Below are 21561 nucleotides of genomic sequence, written 5' to 3'. Positions count from 1 at the left end.
CGACGGAGTTCGACCCCGAGCCATGCTCAATACGCTGCGCAAGATCGTCCAGGAAGTTAACTCCGCCAAGGATCTCAAGGCGGCGTTGGGGATTATTGTGTTGCGCGTCAAAGAGGCCATGGGCAGCCAGGTCTGCTCGGTCTACCTGCTCGACCCCGAAACCAACCGCTTCGTGCTGATGGCCACCGAGGGCTTGAACAAGCGCTCGATCGGCAAGGTCAGCATGGCGCCCAACGAAGGTCTGGTTGGCCTGGTCGGCACGCGTGAAGAACCCCTCAACCTCGAAAACGCCGCGGATCACCCGCGCTATCGCTACTTCGCCGAAACCGGTGAAGAGCGTTATGCCTCGTTCCTCGGCGCCCCGATCATTCACCACCGCCGCGTTGTCGGCGTGTTGGTCATCCAGCAAAAAGAACGTCGCCAGTTCGACGAAGGTGAGGAAGCCTTCCTGGTGACCATGAGCGCCCAGCTCGCGGGCGTTATCGCCCACGCCGAGGCCACCGGTTCGATCCGTGGTCTGGGGCGTCAGGGCAAGGGCATTCAGGAAGCAAAGTTTGTCGGCGTACCCGGTTCGCCCGGTGCGGCGGTCGGTACCGCGGTGGTCATGTTGCCGCCGGCCGATCTGGACGTGGTGCCTGACAAGGCCATCGCTGACATCGAAGCAGAGCTGGGGCTGTTCAAGACCGCCATCGAAGGCGTGCGCGCTGACATGCGCGCGCTGTCCGCCAAGCTCGCCACGCAATTGCGGCCGGAAGAGCGGGCGCTGTTCGATGTCTACCTGATGATGCTCGACGACGCTTCGCTGGGCAGCGAAGTGACCACCGTGATCAAGACCGGTCAGTGGGCCCAGGGCGCACTGCGTCAGGTGGTCACCGATCACGTCAACCGTTTCGAATTGATGGACGACGCCTACCTGCGTGAGCGCGCCTCGGACGTCAAAGACCTTGGCCGACGCCTGCTGGCTTACCTGCAGGAAGAACGTCAGCAGACGCTGGTCTATCCCGACAACACCATTCTGATCAGCGAAGAATTGACGCCGGCGATGCTCGGCGAGGTGCCGGAAGGCAAGCTGGTGGGGTTGGTGTCGGTACTCGGTTCCGGCAACTCCCACGTGGCGATCCTGGCGCGAGCCATGGGTATCCCGACGGTGATGGGTCTGGTCGACCTGCCGTATTCCAAGGTCGACGGCATTCAGATGATCGTCGACGGCTACCACGGCGAGGTCTACACCAACCCGAGCGACGTGCTGCGCAAGCAATTCGCCGACGTGGTCGAAGAAGAGAAACAACTGGCCTTGGGGCTGGATGCACTGCGCGACTTGCCGTGTGTGACGATCGACGGCCACCGCATGCCGCTGTGGGTCAACACCGGCTTGCTGGCGGATGTGGCGCGGGCGCAGAAGCGCGGTGCCGAAGGCGTAGGCCTGTACCGCACCGAAGTGCCGTTCATGATCAATCAGCGCTTCCCGAGCGAAAAGGAGCAGCTGGCGATTTATCGCGAGCAACTCGCGGCCTTCCACCCGCAACCGGTGACCATGCGCAGCCTGGACATCGGCGGCGACAAGTCACTGTCGTACTTCCCGATCAAGGAAGACAACCCGTTCCTCGGCTGGCGCGGGATTCGCGTGACCCTCGACCACCCGGAAATCTTCCTGGTACAGACCCGCGCCATGCTCAAGGCCAGCGAAGGCCTGAACAACCTGCGCATTTTGCTGCCGATGATCTCTGGCACGCATGAACTGGAAGAAGCCCTGCACCTGATTCACCGCGCCTGGGGTGAAGTGCGCGACGAAGGCACTGACGTGCCGATGCCGCCAGTTGGCGTGATGATCGAAATTCCGGCAGCGGTGTATCAGACCAAGGAACTGGCACGGCAGGTGGACTTCCTGTCGGTCGGTTCCAACGACCTGACCCAATACCTGCTGGCCGTGGACCGTAACAACCCGCGGGTAGCCGATCTTTACGACTACCTGCACCCGGCGGTGCTGCAAGCCCTGCAAACCGTGGTGCGCGATGCACATGCCGAAGGCAAGCCGGTGAGTATCTGCGGCGAGATGGCCGGTGATCCGGCAGCAGCGGTGCTGTTGATGGCGATGGGCTTCGACAGCCTGTCGATGAACGCCACCAACTTGCCGAAAGTGAAGTGGATGCTGCGCCAGATCAACCTGAGCTGGGCCAGGGATCTGCTTGCCGAGCTGATGACCATCGACAACCCGCAGGTGATCCACAGCTCGCTGCAACTGGCGCTGAAGAACCTCGGGTTGGCGCGGATGATCAATCCGGCGGCGATCAAGCCTCTCTAAAGCGCTGACGGCCTCATCGCGAGCAAGCTCGCTCCCACATTGGACCTGCTGTGAACACACTATTTGTGAACACCGAAGACCCAATGTGGGAGCGAGCTTGCTCGCGATGAGGCCGGTTCAGGCAGCACAAAGCTAAAGCCTGATCTCAACTTCCCCAAGATGCCCGCCATACGGCCCGAAACTCCTTTCAACCATCAGCCGCGTCCCATCCGCCCGCACAATCAGCCCGGTACTCGCTCGGGTGCCATACGTGGGGCTGGCAATAAACACGCTCGACAACAAACTCTCGGTCGCCAGCCCAACCCCGGTATCCGGCAAGTCGGCGAATGGCGCCGTTTGCGGGTCGCCTAAAAGGGCCAGCAAGGCCTGTGGCTGCGGGTCGCTCAGTACTTCACTCAACGCCGTCTTGGCCTTGAGCACTTTCGGCCACGGCGTATCCAGCCCGGCATTCGACAACCCATGGATCCCTGATTGCAGTTTGACGGGTCCAGGCTCCCGCGCGTTGTAATGCCACAACTCATGGCGATTACCGACCAGCAGGTTAAACCCGGCATATTCCGGTGATCTGTCGACAACGTCGGCCAAATACTCAGCAATGGGCAAATTGCCGGTGAGAAAACGCGCCACTAGCTCGCCCCGCGATTTGCGTGCCGGTGGTTGGTGCGGGTCGCGGATGTTGGTCAATGCGGCAAAGCGCCCGTCGGCACCAATGCCCAGCCAGGTGCCCCCTGCCTCCAGGTCGCGCCCGGCGTAAACCTGCGGCGCTTCAGGCCATTGCGCCAGGGGCAGGCTGGGGCGCGCATAAAACTCGTCGCGGTTAGCCGCAACGATCAGCGGTGTTGCGTGATCCGGCCGCCAGGCGAAGACGATCAAGCACATGGGGTTATCCCTCTTGGCTTTTTTGCCCACTTTACGCATAGAGCTGGCGGGTATCCATCGCCATCCAGTGGAGCTTGAGGCCATGCATCCGTTACCATGCCGCACTTATTTCGGGGGGCAGTCATGGAATTTCCGCTCTATCTACTGCTGGGTGCCTGCGCCGGCGTGCTGGCCGGGCTGTTTGGGGTGGGTGGCGGGATCATCATCGTCCCGGTACTGGTGTTCAGTTTTACCTTGCAGGGTTTTGATGTGTCGGTGCTGACCCATCTGGCCGTCGGTACGTCGTTGGCGACGATCATCTTCACGTCGGTCAATGCGGTGCGCGAACATCATCTGAAAGGCGCGGTGCGCTGGCCGATTTTTGTCTGGATGACTGTCGGGATTCTGATCGGTGCGGGTTTTGGTGCGCTGACGGCCGAAGCCATCTCGGGACCGCATTTGCAGAAAATCATCGGCGTGTTCGCGTTGATCATTGCCTTGCAACTGGCACTGGAGGTCAAGCCCAAGGCCAGCCGAACAGTGCCAGGCAAATTCGGTCTGACCCTGGCCGGCAGTGTGATCGGCTGGGCTTCGGCGATTTTCGGGGTCGGTGGCGGTTCGCTGACGGTGCCGTTTCTGACCTGGCGCAGCGTGCCGATGCAGCAAGCCGTGGCCACCTCTTCGGCCTGCGGTCTGCCGATTGCGCTCGTCAGTGCATTAAGTTTCATGATTCTGGGCTGGCACGATCCACGCTTGCCGGCTCATAGTCTCGGGTTCGTTTATTTACCGGCGCTGCTGGGCATTGCCCTGACCAGCATGGTCTTTGCCCGCATCGGTGCGCGACTGGCCCACAAGCTGTCGCCGCGGTTGCTGAAAAGACTGTTTGCCGCGTTGCTGTTTTGCGTGGGTTTGAGCTTTTTGCTGTGAGCTCTTTTTGCCAGGAGCGGCGACGCAATCCTGGCTTAATCCCGGCGTGGCACGGTCGCGCCAGGAATTTTACGTTTCAACTCTAACGAGGAGTCGCAATGCTGCCTTACCCGCAGATTGACCCGGTGGCCCTGGCCATCGGCCCGCTGAAAATCCACTGGTACGGCCTGATGTACCTGGTCGGCATCGGCGGCGCCTGGCTGCTGGCGTCGCGACGGTTGAACCGTTTCGACCCGACCTGGACCAAGGAGAAACTCTCCGACATGGTCTTCTGGATGTCGATGGGTGTGATTGTCGGCGGCCGATTGGGTTATGTGCTGTTTTACGATCTGAGTGCTTACCTGGCCAACCCGACGCTGATTTTTGAAGTGTGGAAGGGCGGCATGTCGTTCCACGGCGGGTTCATCGGCGTAATGCTGGCGGCCCTGTGGTTCGGTAGAAAGAACGGCAAGTCGTTCTTCCAGCTGATGGACTTCGTCGCGCCGATGGTGCCGATCGGCCTGGGTGCCGGGCGTATCGGTAACTTCATCAACGCCGAGTTGTGGGGCAAGCCGACCGACCTGCCGTGGGCAATGATCTTCCCGCCGTTCAGCGATCCGGCACAGCTGCCGCGTCACCCGTCGCAGTTGTATCAGTTCGCGCTGGAAGGCGTGGCGCTGTTCCTGATCCTCTGGTTGTTCTCGCGCAAGCCGCGGCCGACCATGGCCGTGTCCGGGATGTTCACGCTGTTCTACGGTATTTTCCGATTCATCGTCGAATTCGTCCGCGTGCCGGATGCACAACTGGGCTATCTGGCCTGGAACTGGCTGACCATGGGCCAGGTCCTCTGCGTACCGATGGTCCTGGCCGGTCTGTTCCTGATCTGGCTGGCTTATCACCGTGCCCCGGCGGCTCCGGTTGCCCCGACTGCTTAAGCCGTCGCGCTCTACATTCGAACCCCGGGGCGACGGCCCCCGGGTTCAAGGACACAGGTAACTCATGAAGCAATATCTCGATCTGGTCGCCCACGTCATCAAGAACGGCACCAAGCAAGCCAACCGCACTGGCGTGAACACCATCAGCTTTCCTGGCGCGATGCTGCGCTATGACCTGAAAGAAGGTTTCCCGGCAATCACTACCCGCAAGATGGCGTTCAAATCGGCCATCGGCGAGATGGTCGGTTTCCTGCGGGGCGTGAACAACGCGGCTGAATTCCGGGCATTGGGCTGCAAGGTCTGGGACCAGAATGCCAATGAAAACGCCCAATGGCTGGCCAACCCGTTCCGTCAGGGCGAAGACGACCTGGGTGAAATCTACGGTGTGCAATGGCGCAAATGGCCGGCGTACAAGCAGATCCCGCTCAGCAATCAGGCCGCTATCGAGCAGACGTTGAGCCAGGGTTATCGGCAGATCGCTGAAGGCGAAGAAGACGGCCAGGCCTATGTGGTGCTGTACAAGGCGATCGACCAGATTCGCCAGTGCGTCGACACCATCATCAAGGACCCGGGCAGCCGGCGTATCCTGTTCCACGGCTGGAACTGCGCCCAGCTCGATGAAATGGCGCTGCCGCCGTGCCATCTGCTGTATCAGTTCCACCCGAACGTCGAGACCAAAGAGATTTCCCTGACGCTCTACATCCGCTCCAACGACCTGGGCCTGGGCACGCCGTTCAACCTCACCGAAGGTGCCGCGCTGTTGAGCCTGATCGGTCGCCTGACCGGTTACACACCGCGCTGGTTCACCTATTTCATCGGTGACGCCCACGTCTACGAAAACCACCTGGACATGCTCAACGAACAGCTCAAGCGCGAGCCGTTCCCGATGCCCAAACTGGTGATTTCCGACCGCGTGCCGGAGTTCGCCAAGACCGGCGTGTACCAGCCGGAGTGGCTGGAGCAGATCGAGCCGAGCGATTTCTCGCTGGAAGGTTACGAACACCACGCGCCGATGACCGCGCCAATGGCGGTCTAAATACCTCCCGCCCTGATCGTTCCCACGCTCTGCGTGGGAATGCCGCCATGGACGCTCCGCGTCTGCCGTTAAAGCGTGGCGCAGAGCGTCACAGGATGCATTCCCACGCAGAGCGTGGGAACGATCAACGATCAAGCGTCAGCGCCGCGAATCTAAAAACCTACATGTCAGAAAATTCATCTCCCGGGGAAAGGGCCGATAAATAGCGCCCTATAGGATGAGCTCCAGTCAGGCCAATACAGGGTCTGGCAGAACCCAACTACTGGAGAGTTCCCGATGAAATCCCTGAAAGCTTTTTTGGTCGTTTCCCTGATGTGCGCTTCTGTGGCTGCGATGGCAGAAGGCGGTGGCGATAAGGTTCAGGCTCGAATGGACGCCGCACGTGATGTAGCGATGGTTCACTATCAGCAAGCTGAACATGCGCAGGCTGTAGCGAGCAGTCAGAAAGCCCAGTCCGACACTGTCGAACGCTCGAATTGACGGCGGGTTTTACCAAGTTGCTGACATGCCGTGTGGCGGCAGAACTTGTGGCAAAACAGGTGTCAAACGCCGAGGCCCGGATGGCGGGGTACTCCGACTGTCCGGGCGATTGCAATTAGCAAGATAGGGACCGCTCAGCGTGTGATCGCGGTGCGGGGTTTTCTGATGATCTGAATGGCGTCTATTTGTGGAAGAACTCAATCGCAGCCTGTTCCTGGCAATCAACGCCAGTGCAGATGCCTCGGCGCCCATGCGGTCTTTGGCGATGTTTCTGGCACAGTGGCTGATCTTCTGTGTACCGCTTTTGCTGGCCGGATTGTGGTTGCGAGGCACACGCCGGCAGCGGGCGGTAGCGCTCACTGCGACGCTCAGTATCGTCTTCGCGCTGGGCTGCAATCTGCTGATCAGCAGCCTTTGGTTTCACCCACGTCCCTTCATGCTGGGGTTGGGGCAAAATTTCCTGGCGCATGTCGCTGAATCATCTTTTCCCAGCGACCACGCCACGGTGATGTTTGCGCTAGCCTTTGGGTTGATACTGGCCTCGCTGCGCAAGCTGGGCCTGCTGGTGTTGTTGCTGGGGGCGTTGGTTGGCTGGGCGCGTGTCTACCTGGGCGTGCACTTTCCATTCGATATCGCCGGGTCGTTACTGGTTTCGCTGATCAGCGCCTGGCTGGTCAAGCAAGTGCTGGACTGGAGACAACTGGGCGAGCGTCTGCTCGACGTTGTTGAACGTCTGTACCAGCGAATATTTCCGGCACTCGCCCGGCGCACTATGCACTGATAGGGTCCGGTCATCGCCTTCGACAGGGCCTTGGAGCACGACAGGATGAACACGTGAATCAGGTCAGATCGGAGTCTTTGCGTATTCCGCGAACCATTTGGGCCTTGGGCTTTGTCAGCCTGTTCATGGATGTTTCGTCCGAACTGGTGCACAGCCTGCTGCCGGTGTTTCTGGTCACGACCCTGGGCGCGAGCGCGCTGACCGTCGGCATCATCGAGGGCATCGCCGAGGCGACGGCGATGCTGGTCAAGGTCTTCTCGGGGGCGATCAGCGACTTTATCGGCCGGCGCAAAGGCCTGCTGTTACTCGGATACGGTTTGGCCGCATTGACCAAACCGTTATTCCCGCTGGCTCACTCGGTGGAAGTGGTGTTCACCGCGCGTTTTCTCGATCGTATCGGCAAAGGCATTCGCGGTGCGCCGCGCGATGCCCTGGTGGCGGATGTGGCTCCGCTGGAAATTCGCGGTGCGTGTTTCGGTTTGCGCCAATCGATGGACACCGTCGGCGCCCTTGTCGGTCCCGCACTGGCCATCGTGCTGATGCTTTGGCTCGCGGATATCCAGCAGGTGTTGTGGTTCGCCGTCATCCCGGCGGTCATTGCGGTGGCGCTGATTGTCACCGGGGTAAAAGAGCCTGAGCACGCGGCTGCCAAGCACACCTTTCGATCACCCATTCATTGGCGAGTCCTTCATGACTTCTCGTCCGGGTATTGGTGGGTGGTCGTCATCGGAGGCGTGTTTACGCTGGCGCGTTTCAGCGAGGCGTTTCTGGTATTGCGGGCGCAACAGACCGGGTTGTCAGCGGCCTGGGTGCCGTTGGTGATGGTGGTCATGTCGGGGTTCTATGCATTGTCCGCCTACCCGGCCGGTTGGTTGTCCGATCGCATCAGCCGCACGAAATTGCTCTGTCTCGGCATGGGGCTGCTGGTGCTGGCGGACCTGGTGCTCGCGCAAAGCCATTCGATCCTGACGATGATGCTGGGCGTGGCCCTGTGGGGGCTGCACATGGGATTCAGCCAAGGCATCCTCGCGACACTGGTTGCCGACACTGCCCCGAAAGAACTGAAGGGCACGGCGTTCGGCATTTTCAATCTGATCAGCGGCGTTTGCCTGCTAATTGCCAGTGTTCTCGCCGGCTGGCTGTGGCAAACCGTTGGCGCGCAAAGCACGTTCATCACCGGTGCAGTGCTGGCTGCATTAGCCATGCTTTTGTTGCTGATACGCCGGGCGGCTTAATGCCCGTGGCTTCGGCCGACATGAGAATGCTCGGCTTCGCTCGCCGCCACGCCACCGCTGACTTCCAGTTGCTGCAATATCCCGCACTGTTCAATATCCGGCTGTTCGCTGCAGCTATGGCGCAGTTCCAGTAGCTGTGTCTGCAAGGCCAGCAAGCCGTCGATCCGTGCCTTGACGTGGTGGATGTGCTCGTCGATCAGCGCGTTGACGCTTTCGCATTGATCCTGCGGGCTGTCGCGCAGGCTGAGCAGGCTGCGGATTTCTTCGAGGGTCATATCGAGGGTGCGGCAGTTGCGGATGAAGGTCAGGCGCTCGGTGTGGGCCTGGGTGTACAAACGGTAATTGCCTTCACTGCGGGCCGGTTCCGGCAACAGGCCTTCGCGCTCGTAGTAGCGGATGGTTTCGACCTGGCAGTCGGTCAGTTTCGCCAGTTCACCGATCTTCATTTCAATCATCTCCGATTGGCTGCTTGACCCTATAGTGGCTACAGGGTGTTCACTTGGCAACAGGCACCTTTTCGGACGCGACCTTATGAGCGATTCCCAGCACACCCACAAACCCCACGCTGATCACGATCACGATCACGATCACAGCCACGGGCAAAAGCTTCAGCCGGTTCAGAAACACGATCACGAAAGTGGCGGCGGTTCTTGCTGTTCCAGTGCGGCGGCGCTTTCATTGATCAAACTCAGTGAAACACCGACCGATGGCGCGCGCCTGAGCCGTTTTCGCATCGACGCCATGGACTGCCCGACCGAGCAGACGCTGATCCAGAACAAGCTCGGCAAGCTTGCGGGTGTGCAGCAACTGGAATTCAACCTGATCAACCGCATACTCGGCGTCACCCATGACCTGCCGACGACTGCGCCGATCATCGACGCTATCAAGTCCATCGGCATGCTGGCCGAGCCGATCGAGGAGGGCGCCAGCACGGATGACAGCCGTCCGGCGCCGGTGAAAAAGCCCTGGTGGCCGTTGGCGGTATCGGGTGTCGGTGCCTTGGCGGCCGAGGTGATTCACTTCACCAGCGCTGCGCCGACCTGGGTGGTGGCGATCATTGCGCTGATCTCGATCCTCAGCGGCGGTTTGGGCACCTACAAGAAGGGCTGGATTGCCCTGAAGAACCTCAACCTGAACATCAACGCGCTGATGAGCATCGCCGTAACCGGTGCGGTGTTGATCGGCCAGTGGCCGGAAGCGGCGATGGTGATGTTCCTGTTCACCGTGGCCGAGTTGATCGAAGCCAAATCCCTGGACCGCGCGCGCAATGCAATCAGTGGGCTGATGCAGATGACCCCGGAAAAGGTCACGGTGCAGCAGGAAGACGGGAGCTGGATCGAACGTGAAGCTAAAAGTATCGAGCTCGGTGCGCGGGTGCGGGTTCGTCCCGGTGAGCGCATTGGTCTGGACGGCGAAGTGCTGTCCGGCAGTTCGACCATCGATCAGGCGCCAATCACTGGTGAAAGCCTGCCCGTCGAGAAAACCGTCGGCGACAAAGTCTTCGCCGGGACCATCAACCAGGCCGGTTCGCTGGAATTCAAAGTGACCGCTGCGGCCAACAATTCGACCTTGGCGCGGATCATTCATGCCGTCGAAGCCGCCCAGGGTGCACGGGCGCCGACCCAGCGGTTCGTCGACCGCTTTTCGAAAATCTACACGCCGGTGGTGTTCGTTTTCGCCTTGGCCGTGGCGCTCATCCCGCCGCTGTTCATGGGCGCGGCCTGGTTCGACTGGATCTACCGCGCACTGGTGTTGCTGGTGGTCGCGTGCCCCTGCGCGCTGGTGATTTCCACCCCGGTGACCATCGTCAGCGGTCTGGCGGCGGCGGCGCGCAAAGGCATCCTGATCAAGGGCGGCGTCTACCTGGAGGGTGGTCACGAACTGGATTACCTGGCGCTGGACAAGACCGGCACGATCACCCATGGCAAACCGGTGCAGACCGATTATCTGTCCCTGGACCCCACCGTCGAAAACGCCGCGCAGATTCTGGCCGCCAGCCTCGCCGGACGTTCCGATCACCCGGTATCGCTGGCCATCGCCAATGCGGCTGTGGATAAACAGCTGACACTGCTCGCTGTGGATAACTTCGAAGCGCTGACCGGCCGTGGCGTGCGCGGTGAGATCAATGGTCAGGTTTACCACTTGGGTAACCACCGCTTGGTGGAAGAGCTGGGCCTGTGCTCGCCAGCCCTGGAAGAGAAACTGTTTGCCCTCGAAGAGCAGGGCAAAACCGTGGTACTGCTGCTCGACACCTCTGGCCCGCTGGCGCTGTTTGCAGTGGCCGATACGGTCAAGGCATCCAGCCGCGAAGCGATCCGGCAATTGCATGAACTGGGCATCAAGACCTTGATGCTGACCGGCGACAACCCGCACACCGCCCGGGCGATTGCCGCCCAGGTGGGTATCGATCAGGCGCAAGGCGACCTGCTGCCGACCGACAAGCTCAAGGCCATCGAAGGCTTGTACGCTAAAGGGCATCGGGTCGGGATGGTCGGCGATGGCATCAACGATGCGCCGGCGCTGGCCCGGGCGCAGATCGGTTTTGCCATGGCCGCCGCTGGCACCGATACCGCGATTGAGACTGCCGATGTCGCCCTGATGGACGATGATCTGCGCAAGATTCCGGTGTTTATCCGGCTGTCGCGGCAGACTTCGAATATCCTCACGCAAAATATCGCCCTGGCATTGATCATCAAGGCGATCTTTCTTGGGGTAACCTTCGTGGGTCTCGCCACCATGTGGATGGCGGTGTTTGCCGACATGGGCGTGGCCCTGCTGGTGGTGTTCAACGGTCTGCGCCTGTTGCGCAAATAATCAAGACGAGGGTTAAGTGCTGAGTGCCGAGCTGAAGGCTTTTTACATGGTCGCGCGATTGGGCAGCATTACCCTCGCGGCGAAAAAGCTCGGCCTGAGCCAACCCACGGTGACGACCCAGATTCGTCATCTGGAAAGTCAGTACTCGGTTGAATTGTTCTATCGCGGTGGTCGTCGGCTGACGGTCAGCGAGGATGGCGCACGGTTGTTGCCGATGGTCAAAACGCTGTTGCAGCAGGAAGCCGATATCGAGTTTTTCCTGCGCAACAGTGGCCAGGTTCAAGGCGTGCTGCGCATCGCCGCCACTGCGCCGTATTACATTCTCGATCTGGTGAAGACCTTCCGCGAGCGCCTGCCGCAAGTGGAAGTCTCGGTGGAAATCGGTAACTCCCAGCAGGTGCTCGAATCCCTTGAGGAATACCGGGTCGACATCGCCGCGTCATCGCAATTGCTCGAAGATTCGCGGTTGATCCGCCGCGTGCTGGGCAGCGATCCGCTGGTGCTGGCGGTGCACCGCAACCATCCGCTGGCGGTGCATGATCATGTGCCGCTGAGTGCTTTGGTCGGACACACCTTGCTGATGCGTGAAACCGGCTCGACCACCCGTCGTCTGACGGAAGAGTTGCTGGCAACCGCCGGAGTGAGTTTCGGCCCGTTGCTGGAGATCGGCAGCCGTGAGTCGATCCGTGAAGCAGTGCTGCGCAACATCGGCATCAGCATCATCGCCCGCCAGGAAGTGCCCCATGACCCGCAACTGCGGGTGTTGACGATCGAAAACGCGCCGCAGATCCCCGAATATCTGTACTGCCTCAAAGAGCGCAAAGGCGCACGCCTGCCGGCGGCGTTCCTTGGCCTGGCACAGGAAATGGCCCCGGTCTAAGACTTGCGTTGAATGTGCGGGCCTCATCGCGAGCAAGCTCGCTCCCACAGGTGACCGCGTTCCCATGTGGGAGCGAGCTTGCTCGCGATGGCGTCAGCCCATGCAACACATGACTTGAACCAAAATCCCCGAATACCACTATCGGCCGTTTTTGCCTCGCTGCCACAGGACGGACGCATTACCCACCTAGGATGGCCTTCATCTGCTTGATGAGGTCCGTCCATGAACCACCCGAACGCAACTGCCCAGGTCTTCCCCGGTGCGCCGATGAAGGTGCGCGGTATCGAGAAACGTTTTGGTGCGTTCACCGCGCTGGATAACGTTTCGCTGGATGTCGCCGCAGGCGAACTGGTGTGCCTGCTCGGGCCTTCCGGTTGCGGTAAAACCACCTTGCTGCGTTGCATCGCCGGCCTCGAACGCCAGGATCGCGGCGAGTTGTACTTGGGGGATCGAAACGTTTCCCTGCTGGCACCACAGGCTCGGGACTACGGCATTCTGTTCCAGTCCTACGCGCTGTTCCCCAACCTTACCGTCGAAGCCAACATTGCCTACGGCCTGGCCGGCAGTGGCCGCGAGGAAGTGCGCAAGCGCGTCGCGCAAATGCTTGAACTGGTGGGCCTGATCGGCAGTGAGAAGAAGTACCCCGGCCAATTGTCCGGCGGCCAGCAACAGCGCGTGGCACTGGCTCGGGCCTTGGCACCGGCGCCGTCACTGTTGCTGCTGGACGAACCGATGTCGGCCCTCGACGCGCGAGTTCGCGAGCACCTGTGCACCGAGTTGCGTCAATTGCAGCGCAACCTCGGCATCACCACCTTGATGGTCACCCACAACCAGGACGAGGCCATGCTGATGGCCGACCGCATCGCCGTGATGAACAACGGCAAGGTCGAGCAGTACGCCACGCCGCAGGAAATCTACAACCGACCGGCCACGCCGTTTGTTGCCGAGTTCGTCGGGCAGGGCAACTGGCTGCCATTCCAGCGCAGCAGTGATAGCCACGCGCAGGTCGGCGGGATGAATGTGCGTCTGGCCGACAACTCCGGCAAAGCCGCGTCGGGCCGACTGTTCTGCCGCCCGGAAGCGATCAGCGTCAACCCGCCGGTGCATGAAGAAAACCTGTTCCCGGCCAAGGTTCGCGAGATCACTTTTCTCGGCAATCGCTGCCGGATGAGCTTCGAACTCAATCAACTGCCGGGCCATGCGCTACTCGCCGAACTGGCGCCTGAAGCCATGCCACGCCTCGGCGCACAGGACATCATGGTCGCCTTGCCGCCGCGCAGCTTGCAGGTGTTTGCCTGATGAGCGAGCAGATCGCGCTGCCGATACCGCACAAGCAGGTTCGGCAGACTTCCCGCGCCGAAATCGGCGACCGGGTGTTTGTGGTCGGCGGCAAGGTCTTGCTGCTGTGCTTGCTCAGCGTCGCGGTGTTGATGCCGTTGCTGGCGATCTTCTGGCGCGGCTTCAGCAGCGACACCGGGCAGGGCGGCGGATTAGTTGCCGCCCGCGAACTGCTGACCAGCGACAACTTCCACTGGTTGCTGGGCAACAGCCTGAAAGTCTCTCTCAGCGTCGCGGCCATCGTCGTACCGTTGGCCTATCTGTTTGCCTACGCGCTGCAACGCACATTGATTCCCGGCAAGGCGATCTGGCGCGGCATGTCGCTGCTGCCGTTGATGGCGCCGTCGATGCTGCCCGGCATTGCGCTCGTGTACCTGTTCGGCAACCAGGGCATGTTGCGTGGGATGCTGTCGGACAACATCTACGGCTTCTGGGGCATTGTCCTCGGCGAAGTGATTTACACCTTTCCCCACGCCCTGATGATCCTGCTCTCGGCATTGTCCTTGGCGGATGCGCGTTTGTTCGACGCGGCGTCGAGCATGGGCGCCAGTCCGGCCAAGGCCTTTCGCAGCATCACCTGGCCGGCGACCCGGCAAGCAGTGTTCGCCGCGTTCTGTCTGGTGTTCACCCTGACCATCACCGACTTCGGTGTGCCGGTGGTGGTCGGTGGCGATTATCAAGTGCTGGCGCTGGAAGCCTACAAAGCCGTGGTTGGCCAGCAGCAATTCGGTCGCGGTGCGCTGATCGGCATGGTGTTGCTGCTGCCGGCGCTGTTCAGCTTTGGCGTCGACGCCTGGTTGCGCCGTCGGCATGGCGACGCCATGAGCGGTCGGGCGCAAGTCTTCCAACCGGCACCGTCGCGACTGCGGGACGGTTGCTACCTGGCCATCGTGTTGCTGATCTGCGCCGCGCTGCTGCTGGTGTTCGGCATGGCGGTGTACTCGTCGCTGGTGAAGTTCTGGCCGTACAACCTGTCGCTGTCGCTCAATCACTACCAGTTCGGCGATACCGCCGGTGGCGGCTGGCTGGCTTACGGTAACAGCGTGAAAATGGCCTTGTGCACAGCGTTGATCGGCAGCGGTTTGATCTTCACCGGTGCCTATCTGATGGAGAAAACCCGTGGTCAGCGCGGCTTGAACCTGGCGCTGCGGATGCTCAGTTTCGTGCCGATGGCGGTGCCGGGTTTGGTGTTGGGTTTGGGCTACGTGTTCTTCTTCAACCTGAGCGGCAACCCGCTGCACGTGTTCTACGGGACCATGACCCTGCTGGTGGTGTGCACCATTGCGCACTATCTGACCACCGCGCAAATGACCGCCACCACCGCATTGCGCCAGCTCGACGCCGAGTTCGAAGCCGCCGCGCTGTCGCTCAAGGCGCCGCTCTACCGCCACTACCTGCGCGTCACCGTGCCGATCTGCCTGCCGGCGCTGCTGGACATCGTGCGCTACCTGTTCGTCTCGGCGATGACCACGGTGTCGGCAGCGATTTTCCTCTACAGCCCCGACACCATCCTTGCGGCGGTGGCGGTGCTGAACATGGACGACGCCGGCAACGTCGGCGGCGCGGCGGCCATGTCGACCCTGATTCTGTTCACCTCGGCGGGCGTTTCCCTGCTCCTGGCCTGGGCCTCGCGCGGCTTGCTGCGCCGCTCCCAGGCCTGGCGGCAAACCTCGTCCGATCACTGATTTCCAATCCCGCAAACCTGAACTCAACTGCCGCTAAACAAAAGGAAAAAGACATGTTCAAGCCTATGGCCCTGGCCGCTGCTGTCCTCACCGCTTTCAGCCTGAACGCCTTTGCGGCGAAAACCGAGTTGACGGTCTACACCGCCCTCGAAGCTGAACAACTGAAGTCCTACAAAGACGCGTTCGAAAAAGCTAATCCTGACGTCGAGATCAAGTGGGTGCGCGATTCCACCGGGATCATCACCGCCAAACTGCTGGCCGAAAAAGCCCGTCCGCAGGCTGACGCGGTCTGGGGCCTGGCTGCGTCCAGCCTGGCGATTCTCGACCAGCAAGGCATGCTGCAAAGCTACGCACCGAAAGACCTGGGCAAGATCGGCGGCAACTACCGCGACGTTGCCAACCCGCCAGCCTGGGTCGGCATGGACGTGTGGGCGGCGACCATTTGCTTCAACACCGTCGAAGCCGAGAAACAAGGCCTGAGCAAACCGGTGAGCTGGCAGGACCTGACCAAGCCTGAATACAAAGGCAAGATCGTCATGCCGAACCCGGCGTCATCCGGCACCGGTTTCCTCGACGTCAGCGCCTGGCTGCAAACCTTCGGCGAGCAGCAGGGCTGGCAGTACATGGACGCGCTGCACCAGAACATCGGCCAGTACGTTCATTCCGGCTCCAAGCCGTGCAAGCTGGCGGCTGCCGGCGAATTCCCGATTGGTATCTCGTTTGAATACCCGGCCGTGCAATTGAAGCGTCAGGGCGCGCCGCTGGACATCATCCTGCCGAAGGAAGGCCTGGGCTGGGAAATCGAAGCCACCGCCGTGATCAAGGGCACACCGCACGAAGACGCGGCGAAGAAACTCGCCGACTTCTCCGCAAGCCCGGCGGCGATGGATTTGTACAAGGAAAACTTCGCGGTACTCGCCCAGCCTGGCATCGCCAAGCCGCAGACCGAACTGCCGGCCGACTACGAACAACGGCTGATCAAGAACGACTTCGCCTGGGCCTCGAAAAACCGCGACGAGATCCTCAGTGAATGGCGCAAGCGCTATGACGGCAAGTCCGAGAAAGTGGTTGCCAATTAATTTCTTTGTAGGCTGAAGGGCCCCATCGCGAGCAAGCTCGCTCCCACATTGACCGCGCAAAACCTGTGGGAGCGAGCTTGCTCGCGATAGCGGCCTCGAATTCAGGACAAAACTTAATGACACACCACAGCGACATGCTGATCGTCGGCGCCGGCATTCTCGGCCTGTCCCACGCCTATGCGGCGGCCAGGCGCGGGCTCAAGGTCAAGGTCTTCGAGCGCAGCGCCACGCCTTTGGGCGCGTCGGTGCGCAACTTTGGCCAAGCACTGGTGACCGGCCAGCCGCCGGGGCAGATGCTCGAACTGGCCAAGGCCAGCCGCGAAATCTGGGGCCAATGGGCGCAACGGGCAGGCTTGCAGCTCAAGCGCAACGGCTCGTATCTGTTTGCCCGCACCGAAGCTGAAGAGCAACTGCTGGAAGCCTTCTGCGCCGGCCGCGCGATCGAACACGGTTACCGCGTCGAGCTGTTGCGTGGCGCCGGGTTGGGCGATGTGTACGGCGGTCAGTTCCGTCATCACCGCGCGGCGTTGCACGGCCTGGATGACCAGCAACTGTATTCGCGTGAAGCGATTCCAGCGTTGATCGACTACCTGCGTCGCGACCTCGGCGTGGAGTTTCACTTCTCCACCCTGGTACGCGACATCGAACCCGGCCGTGTGCACAGCACTGCCGGCAACTTCACGGCGGAGCAGATCATCGTCTGCTCCGGCCACGATTATCAGACCCTGCTGGCCGAGCCGATCGCTGCGCTCAAACCGCAGATCTGCCGTCTGCAAATGCTCCGCGCGCGACCGCACATCAACCTCAATCTGCAACATGCGTTGCTCACCGGTTTGAGCTGCGTGCATTACGGCGCCTTTGCCGATTTGCCGGAAGCTGCGCCAGTGCAGGCGCAAATTCTGCGTGAGGCGCCGCATTTGCATGAGCACGGTATTCACCTGCTGATCAGCCCGACGCCGCATGGCGAACTGATCATCGGTGATTCTCACCATTACGGCTGCGACCCTTCACCGTTCAATTCTGAACAGGTCGATAACTGGCTGCTCGAACTGGCCGAACAAACCCTGGGCTGCAAGGTGCAGGTGATCGAGCGGTGGCAGGGCGTCTATGGCGCTCGTGGAGCTCAGCCGTTTTCGTTCCTGCAGGCCGCACCCGGTGTGCATGCCGCGTTGATGCACACGGGGGTCGGCATGAGCGTCGGGCCGGCGATGGCGGAGCGCAACATCAGGACCTTGCTGGGAGAACACTGATGGGCCGCAACGAACAGGTGATTGCTGAAGTATTCGGCTGGTACGAGCGCTTCGGTGACAGCGACTACATCGGCGAGCCGGTGTCGCAGATCGAGCACATGTCCCAGGCCGCCGAACTGGCCATGGCCGAAGGTTTCGACGATGAAGTGGTGCTGGCCGCGTTTTTCCATGACATCGGGCATCTGTGCGCCGAGAACGCCGAAAATATGGGTGGCTTTGGTGTGGCCAGCCATGAACGCCTCGGCGCCGACTACTTGCGCCGGCTGGGCTTTGGCGAACGCCTGGCGCGGTTGGTGGAGTATCACGTTCAGGCCAAGCGTTACCTGACGTTCAAAGAGCCGGGGTACTACAAACGTTTGAGCGAGGCCAGTCGGCGCACGCTGGAATATCAGGGTGGGGTAATGACGGCTGAAGAGGCGCAGGCGTTTGAGCGCGATCCGCTGTGTGCGATCAGCCTGCGGATGCGCCAGTGGGATGAGCAGGCGAAAGAGATGTGGGTGCCGGTGATTGATCTGGAGGTCTTGAAGGCGAAAGCCTACAGGCTATTGCGCAGCTCCGGTGCTGTGGCGCTCGACGTGCGCTGAGCTATCTCACGACCAATAGCGAAACGAGGCATGGACCGCCTTGATGCAAGGATTTAGGTTGGTCTTTTGAGAAGGAAGCGCATGGATGCGTTATGTAAAAGTGATCGCTTGGGACGGTACCGGAAGGGGGACGGTGGACACCGTTCATTTTCAATTTTATGCGGATGCAGTGGTGTATCGAGAGGAGACAGTCCGTGACACAGGGACTGATCTTTTGCCTCTTCGCAAGTTCGCCCAGGCTTATTTGAAGCTCGGCTGGCACAAGACGGGTGAGGATGAGCGCTACCTGGATATCCTCGCTGACAACTTCACTGGAGACGGCACGCCTGAAGCGGTGTGGTTGTATTTTCGCGAAGGGGCGATAACGGCCTACAAGGCCGTTGCACGTGACCTTGATAACGACGGGACTCTGGAGTTGATCTTGAGTTCGGACGTGAACAATGACGGGCGGGCAGACAGAAAGGATCGGGGGCTTGTCAGGTTGTTGGCCAAGGAGTTTTTGAAATTTTGGCTGGAATGATCGTTCCCACGCTCCCGCGTGGGAATGCCTCAAGGGACGCTCTGCGTCCAGTGACGCGAAGCGTCACGGCTGCACTCCTTTGCGGCGCGTGGGAATGATCATTCCAGCACTTTCCCCGCCAACACCTCAACCTGCTCCTGGCGTTCTGCCTGGCTCAACCGTGCATGAGGATTGAGCGAGGACCATTGCGGATGCGCGCGTGCCTTGGTCAGCGCCTCCGGTAGTTTGCCTTCGCGCCAGCTCTTGTCCTGTGGTGTAGCGACCTGGATGCTGTCCATCGCCGCGTGTCCGCGCAGGTTCATGGCCTGCACCAGTTGCCGCTGACGCAACGCCAACAAACGTAGCACGCTGTCGTCAACGGTCAGCTCACGCTGGCCTTTGATTTTGCCCAGCAAGCGGCTGCCGTAACCGCGCGCCGTTTGCAGGGCGCCGCCGGCCAGCGCCCCGGCCAGCGCCGCGACACCTAGGGTCAGGCCGCCCACCAGCAAATCCACACCGGCGCCTGCTGCGGCGCCAGCGGCGATCCCGCCGCCGACGCGTACGCCCAGTTGTTTGAGGGTTTCGGGGTTGAATAAATCATCGCCCCAGCGGCCGTCCAGCAGCGGTAAGTCGCTGGCGGCGGCGTCCTGTGGGCGGAAGGCGTACAACTTGAGTAGCGCTTCGACGCAGCGTTGTTCACGCTGGCGAACGGCTTTGCGCAGTTCACCGATGGCCTGCTGTTCCTGTGCGGCGTCACTGACCACGCTGCGTCGACAGGCGGCGCAATCGATCAGCAATTCGGCAATCAAGCGTGCCGCGCTTTGCTGGCGCGCCGCGCGTTGGGCCTGTTGGTCGACGATCAATCGCTCAAGCTGAGCGCGTGCGCTTTCCATCAACAGCGCGAGACTTTCATAGAGCCGGCGCTCGCCATCTTCGGGCGGCGCCACGCTGTCGAAACGCACCAGCGCGTGCAGCCCCAAACGAGCCAGGGCTTCGCGCCAATCCGGCTCGCGGTGGTTGGCGCTGCTGACGAAATTCAGCACCGGCAGCAGCGGTTTGCCGCAACCGGCCAGCACTTCCAGTTCATCGCGGTACTTGGCCAGCACCGGCTCGCGGGCGTCGATCACATAGAGGCCGGCGTCGGACGCCAGCAGTTGGCGCAGCACCTTGGCTTCCTGCTCGAAACGCTGACGGGCCTCGCTGCCGTCGAGGAAACGCGCCAGCCGTGCCGGGCCGTCGAGGCGTTCGCCGGGGCGTTCCAGCCGCTCCAGGTAATCGAGCAGGGCAATGGCGTCTTCCAGTCCCGGAGTGTCGTAGAGCTCAAGCAGAGCTTCACCATCGACAGACAGCCGAGCGCCCTCGACATGCCGCGTTGTGCTCGGGCGATGGGAGACTTCGCCGAAACCGACGTCGCGGGTCAGGGTACGCAGCAATGAGGTTTTACCGACGTTGGTGTGGCCGACCACGGCGAGTTTCAGCGGCGTCCTTTTTGAATCAGTCATGACCCGACTCCAGCCAGTTCATCGGCGCGCAGTCGGCGAATGGCAGCTCCAACTGTTGCAGCGCGGTGTGCCAGTCGCCGAGGCGTTCGGCGTCGAGTGCCTGACCGGGTGGCGCTTGCAGCAGCCAGATCCGTGTCGCGCTGGCGCTGCGGGCGAGTTCGGCGATCAGCGCCAGGCTGCCGCGATCCGGCGAGCGCCGAGGGTCGCAGGCAATGGCCAGGCGTTCCGGCGGGAAGCGCGTCAGTTGCTCCAGCAACTTTTGTCGGGACTCGCGGCTGTCGAGGATGCCTGCGTTTTTGACGTTCTTCGGCAGTTGCGGCGGCCATGGGCGCTGGTCGTCGAGTTCGATGGCCACCAGCAACGCACCGTCGCTGTCCAGCGCGCTGGCGCCACCTTCGACCTGATGCAGGCGCTCGGGTGCGAGATCGTTGACGCCGAGGCGCTCGCTGCTCGGCATCAGTTGTTCACGCAACGGCGCGTAGCCAGGCAGGTTCAGGTCCAGATGCAACGCCGCACGGCCGGTTGTCCAGCGCCACAGGCAGAACAGCGCGAGCAGCAAGCGCGGCAACACGCCGTACACCAGCAACACGCCCACCAGCCATGCGGCCCAGGCTTGCCGGGCGCTTTCGATATTCAGCGCGGTGTCACCGCTGGCGCGGATCATCTCCACGGTCGGCACGTTGAAGCCGAGCAGTGCGGGCAGGGCACCAAGGGCCTGGGTCATGACCACGAACGTGTCGCCGCTGAGAATTGTGGTTTCCCAGACGAAACCGTAGCGTCGGGTGGCCATCAGTGTCAGCAGAATCGCCAGAGCACTGAGCATCGCCAGCAGCCACAAGCCGTTGACCAGCACACCGAGCGCCCAGCGATTGAGTTTCTGCCGTTGCAGCAACAGCAGCAGGGCCGGCGCCAATTGTGCGGCTTTGGCGTCGCGGGCGAGTTTTTCGCTGAGCCACAACCACAAGCGCCCGAGCGTGGCGCCGTAATCGCCAGCGAATATCAGGCCCGAGGCCCAGCTCAGCAGCAGAATCAGGTTCAATCCAAGCAGACTGCCGAGGGCCCAAAACACGTTGACCGGTGTCTGGCCGTCGTTCAACGCGGCGAACGCGAGGCCGGCACCGCTGACGATTGCCAGTACAGCCAGTACGATCAGCGCCAGTCGCGCGCCTTGCAGCCAATGGCGCAGCGCGTCGGTCAAGCCATCACGTTTGGCCAGCCACAGGGCGCGGGCCTCAATGCGGGTCGGCAGGTCGCCGCCCGCGCTGCGGGCCAGACGGTTGGCTTCCTGATCTTCCAGTGGGCCTGCGTGTTCCTCGCGCAGGCGGATGGTTTCGGTCAGCCAAAGTGTTTGCAGTGTGGTCAGTTCAGTCACGCGGCATCCCGTCGCTCAAATGAAC

General features: G+C 61.5%; 19 protein-coding genes. 15 read left to right on the top strand and 4 right to left on the bottom strand.

Going from position 1 to position 21561, the window contains the following annotated elements; all coding sequences use genetic code 11:
• Positions 1 to 22 precede the first annotated feature (22 nt).
• Positions 23 to 2302, top strand: a complete 2280-nt coding sequence (gene ptsP / locus AC1DIG_RS12075) for a phosphoenolpyruvate--protein phosphotransferase (RefSeq protein ID WP_477767493.1) — start codon at positions 23 to 25, stop codon at positions 2300 to 2302.
• Between the two features lie 132 nt (positions 2303 to 2434).
• Here the strand turns inward: ptsP and AC1DIG_RS12070 are convergent, their stop codons facing one another.
• Positions 2435 to 3181 carry an NRDE family protein gene (locus AC1DIG_RS12070; protein WP_477767492.1) on the bottom strand — a complete coding sequence of 249 codons (747 nt, stop codon included), beginning with the start codon at positions 3179 to 3181 and terminating at the stop codon, positions 2435 to 2437.
• 123 nt (positions 3182 to 3304) lie between these two features.
• Here AC1DIG_RS12070 and AC1DIG_RS12065 point away from each other — a divergent pair, with 123 nt between their 5' ends.
• From AC1DIG_RS12065 to AC1DIG_RS12040, 6 genes are all read left to right on the top strand, one after another.
• Positions 3305 to 4087 (top strand): sulfite exporter TauE/SafE family protein, encoded by a 783-nt coding sequence (locus AC1DIG_RS12065; protein ID WP_477767491.1) that lies wholly within the window; start codon positions 3305 to 3307, stop codon positions 4085 to 4087.
• A gap of 98 nt (positions 4088 to 4185) precedes the next feature.
• A complete protein-coding gene (gene lgt, locus AC1DIG_RS12060) occupies positions 4186 to 5001 on the top strand; it encodes a prolipoprotein diacylglyceryl transferase (RefSeq protein ID WP_477767490.1) in 816 nt (271 codons plus the stop codon).
• Positions 5002 to 5065: 64 nt separating this feature from the next.
• On the top strand, positions 5066 to 6037 hold the full coding sequence (locus tag AC1DIG_RS12055; RefSeq protein WP_477767489.1) for a thymidylate synthase: 972 nt from the start codon (positions 5066 to 5068) through the stop codon (positions 6035 to 6037).
• Positions 6038 to 6313: 276 nt separating this feature from the next.
• Entirely contained in the window at positions 6314 to 6517 is a 204-nt protein-coding gene (locus AC1DIG_RS12050; RefSeq protein WP_477767488.1) for a co-regulatory protein PtrA N-terminal domain-containing protein, read from the top strand.
• A gap of 187 nt (positions 6518 to 6704) precedes the next feature.
• Entirely contained in the window at positions 6705 to 7298 is a 594-nt protein-coding gene (locus AC1DIG_RS12045) for an undecaprenyl-diphosphatase (RefSeq protein ID WP_477767487.1), read from the top strand.
• A gap of 53 nt (positions 7299 to 7351) precedes the next feature.
• Complete coding sequence (locus tag AC1DIG_RS12040) at positions 7352 to 8533, top strand: MFS transporter (RefSeq protein ID WP_477767486.1); 1182 nt, start codon at positions 7352 to 7354, stop codon at positions 8531 to 8533.
• Here the strand turns inward: AC1DIG_RS12040 and cadR are convergent.
• Positions 8530 to 8979, bottom strand: coding sequence for a Cd(II)/Pb(II)-responsive transcriptional regulator (gene cadR / locus AC1DIG_RS12035; RefSeq protein WP_477767485.1), 450 nt, complete (start codon positions 8977 to 8979; stop codon positions 8530 to 8532). The two genes, AC1DIG_RS12040 and cadR, sit on opposite strands and share 4 nt — an antisense overlap.
• A gap of 85 nt (positions 8980 to 9064) precedes the next feature.
• Between cadR and AC1DIG_RS12030 the strand changes: the two genes are divergently transcribed.
• The 8 genes from AC1DIG_RS12030 (at position 9065) to AC1DIG_RS11995 (ending at position 18683) form a co-directional block, all read left to right on the top strand.
• Entirely contained in the window at positions 9065 to 11347 is a 2283-nt protein-coding gene (locus AC1DIG_RS12030; RefSeq protein ID WP_477767484.1) for a heavy metal translocating P-type ATPase, read from the top strand.
• A 16-nt stretch (positions 11348 to 11363) separates the two neighbouring features.
• Positions 11364 to 12227 carry a LysR family transcriptional regulator gene (locus AC1DIG_RS12025; protein WP_477767483.1) on the top strand — a complete coding sequence of 288 codons (864 nt, stop codon included), beginning with the start codon at positions 11364 to 11366 and terminating at the stop codon, positions 12225 to 12227.
• Between the two features lie 222 nt (positions 12228 to 12449).
• Positions 12450 to 13526, top strand: a complete 1077-nt coding sequence (locus AC1DIG_RS12020; protein WP_477767482.1) for a putative 2-aminoethylphosphonate ABC transporter ATP-binding protein — start codon at positions 12450 to 12452, stop codon at positions 13524 to 13526.
• On the top strand, positions 13526 to 15250 hold the full coding sequence (locus AC1DIG_RS12015; RefSeq protein ID WP_477767481.1) for a putative 2-aminoethylphosphonate ABC transporter permease subunit: 1725 nt from the start codon (positions 13526 to 13528) through the stop codon (positions 15248 to 15250). The genes AC1DIG_RS12020 and AC1DIG_RS12015 overlap by 1 nt, the downstream gene beginning before the upstream one ends.
• 53 nt (positions 15251 to 15303) lie before the next feature.
• Positions 15304 to 16329 (top strand): putative 2-aminoethylphosphonate ABC transporter substrate-binding protein, encoded by a 1026-nt coding sequence (locus AC1DIG_RS12010; RefSeq protein WP_477767480.1) that lies wholly within the window; start codon positions 15304 to 15306, stop codon positions 16327 to 16329.
• Positions 16330 to 16445: 116 nt separating this feature from the next.
• Positions 16446 to 17579, top strand: coding sequence for a TIGR03364 family FAD-dependent oxidoreductase (locus AC1DIG_RS12005; RefSeq protein WP_477767479.1), 1134 nt, complete (start codon positions 16446 to 16448; stop codon positions 17577 to 17579).
• Complete coding sequence (locus tag AC1DIG_RS12000) at positions 17579 to 18163, top strand: phosphonate degradation HD-domain oxygenase (RefSeq protein ID WP_477767478.1); 585 nt, start codon at positions 17579 to 17581, stop codon at positions 18161 to 18163. Before AC1DIG_RS12005 ends, AC1DIG_RS12000 begins: the two co-directional genes overlap by 1 nt.
• A gap of 85 nt (positions 18164 to 18248) precedes the next feature.
• A complete protein-coding gene (locus tag AC1DIG_RS11995; RefSeq protein WP_477767477.1) occupies positions 18249 to 18683 on the top strand; it encodes a hypothetical protein in 435 nt (144 codons plus the stop codon).
• A 98-nt stretch (positions 18684 to 18781) separates the two neighbouring features.
• Here AC1DIG_RS11995 and AC1DIG_RS11990 read toward each other — a convergent pair whose 3' ends face one another.
• A complete protein-coding gene (locus AC1DIG_RS11990; protein WP_477767476.1) occupies positions 18782 to 20164 on the bottom strand; it encodes a GTPase/DUF3482 domain-containing protein in 1383 nt (460 codons plus the stop codon).
• Positions 20157 to 21536, bottom strand: a complete 1380-nt coding sequence (locus AC1DIG_RS11985) for a DUF2868 domain-containing protein (protein WP_477767475.1) — start codon at positions 21534 to 21536, stop codon at positions 20157 to 20159. Before AC1DIG_RS11985 ends, AC1DIG_RS11990 begins: the two co-directional genes overlap by 8 nt.
• Positions 21537 to 21561 lie beyond the last annotated feature (25 nt).

The sequence above is a fragment of the Pseudomonas sp. 05N431 genome, from assembly GCF_056397005.1.
This window is presented reverse-complemented; position numbering and strand designations above follow the sequence as displayed.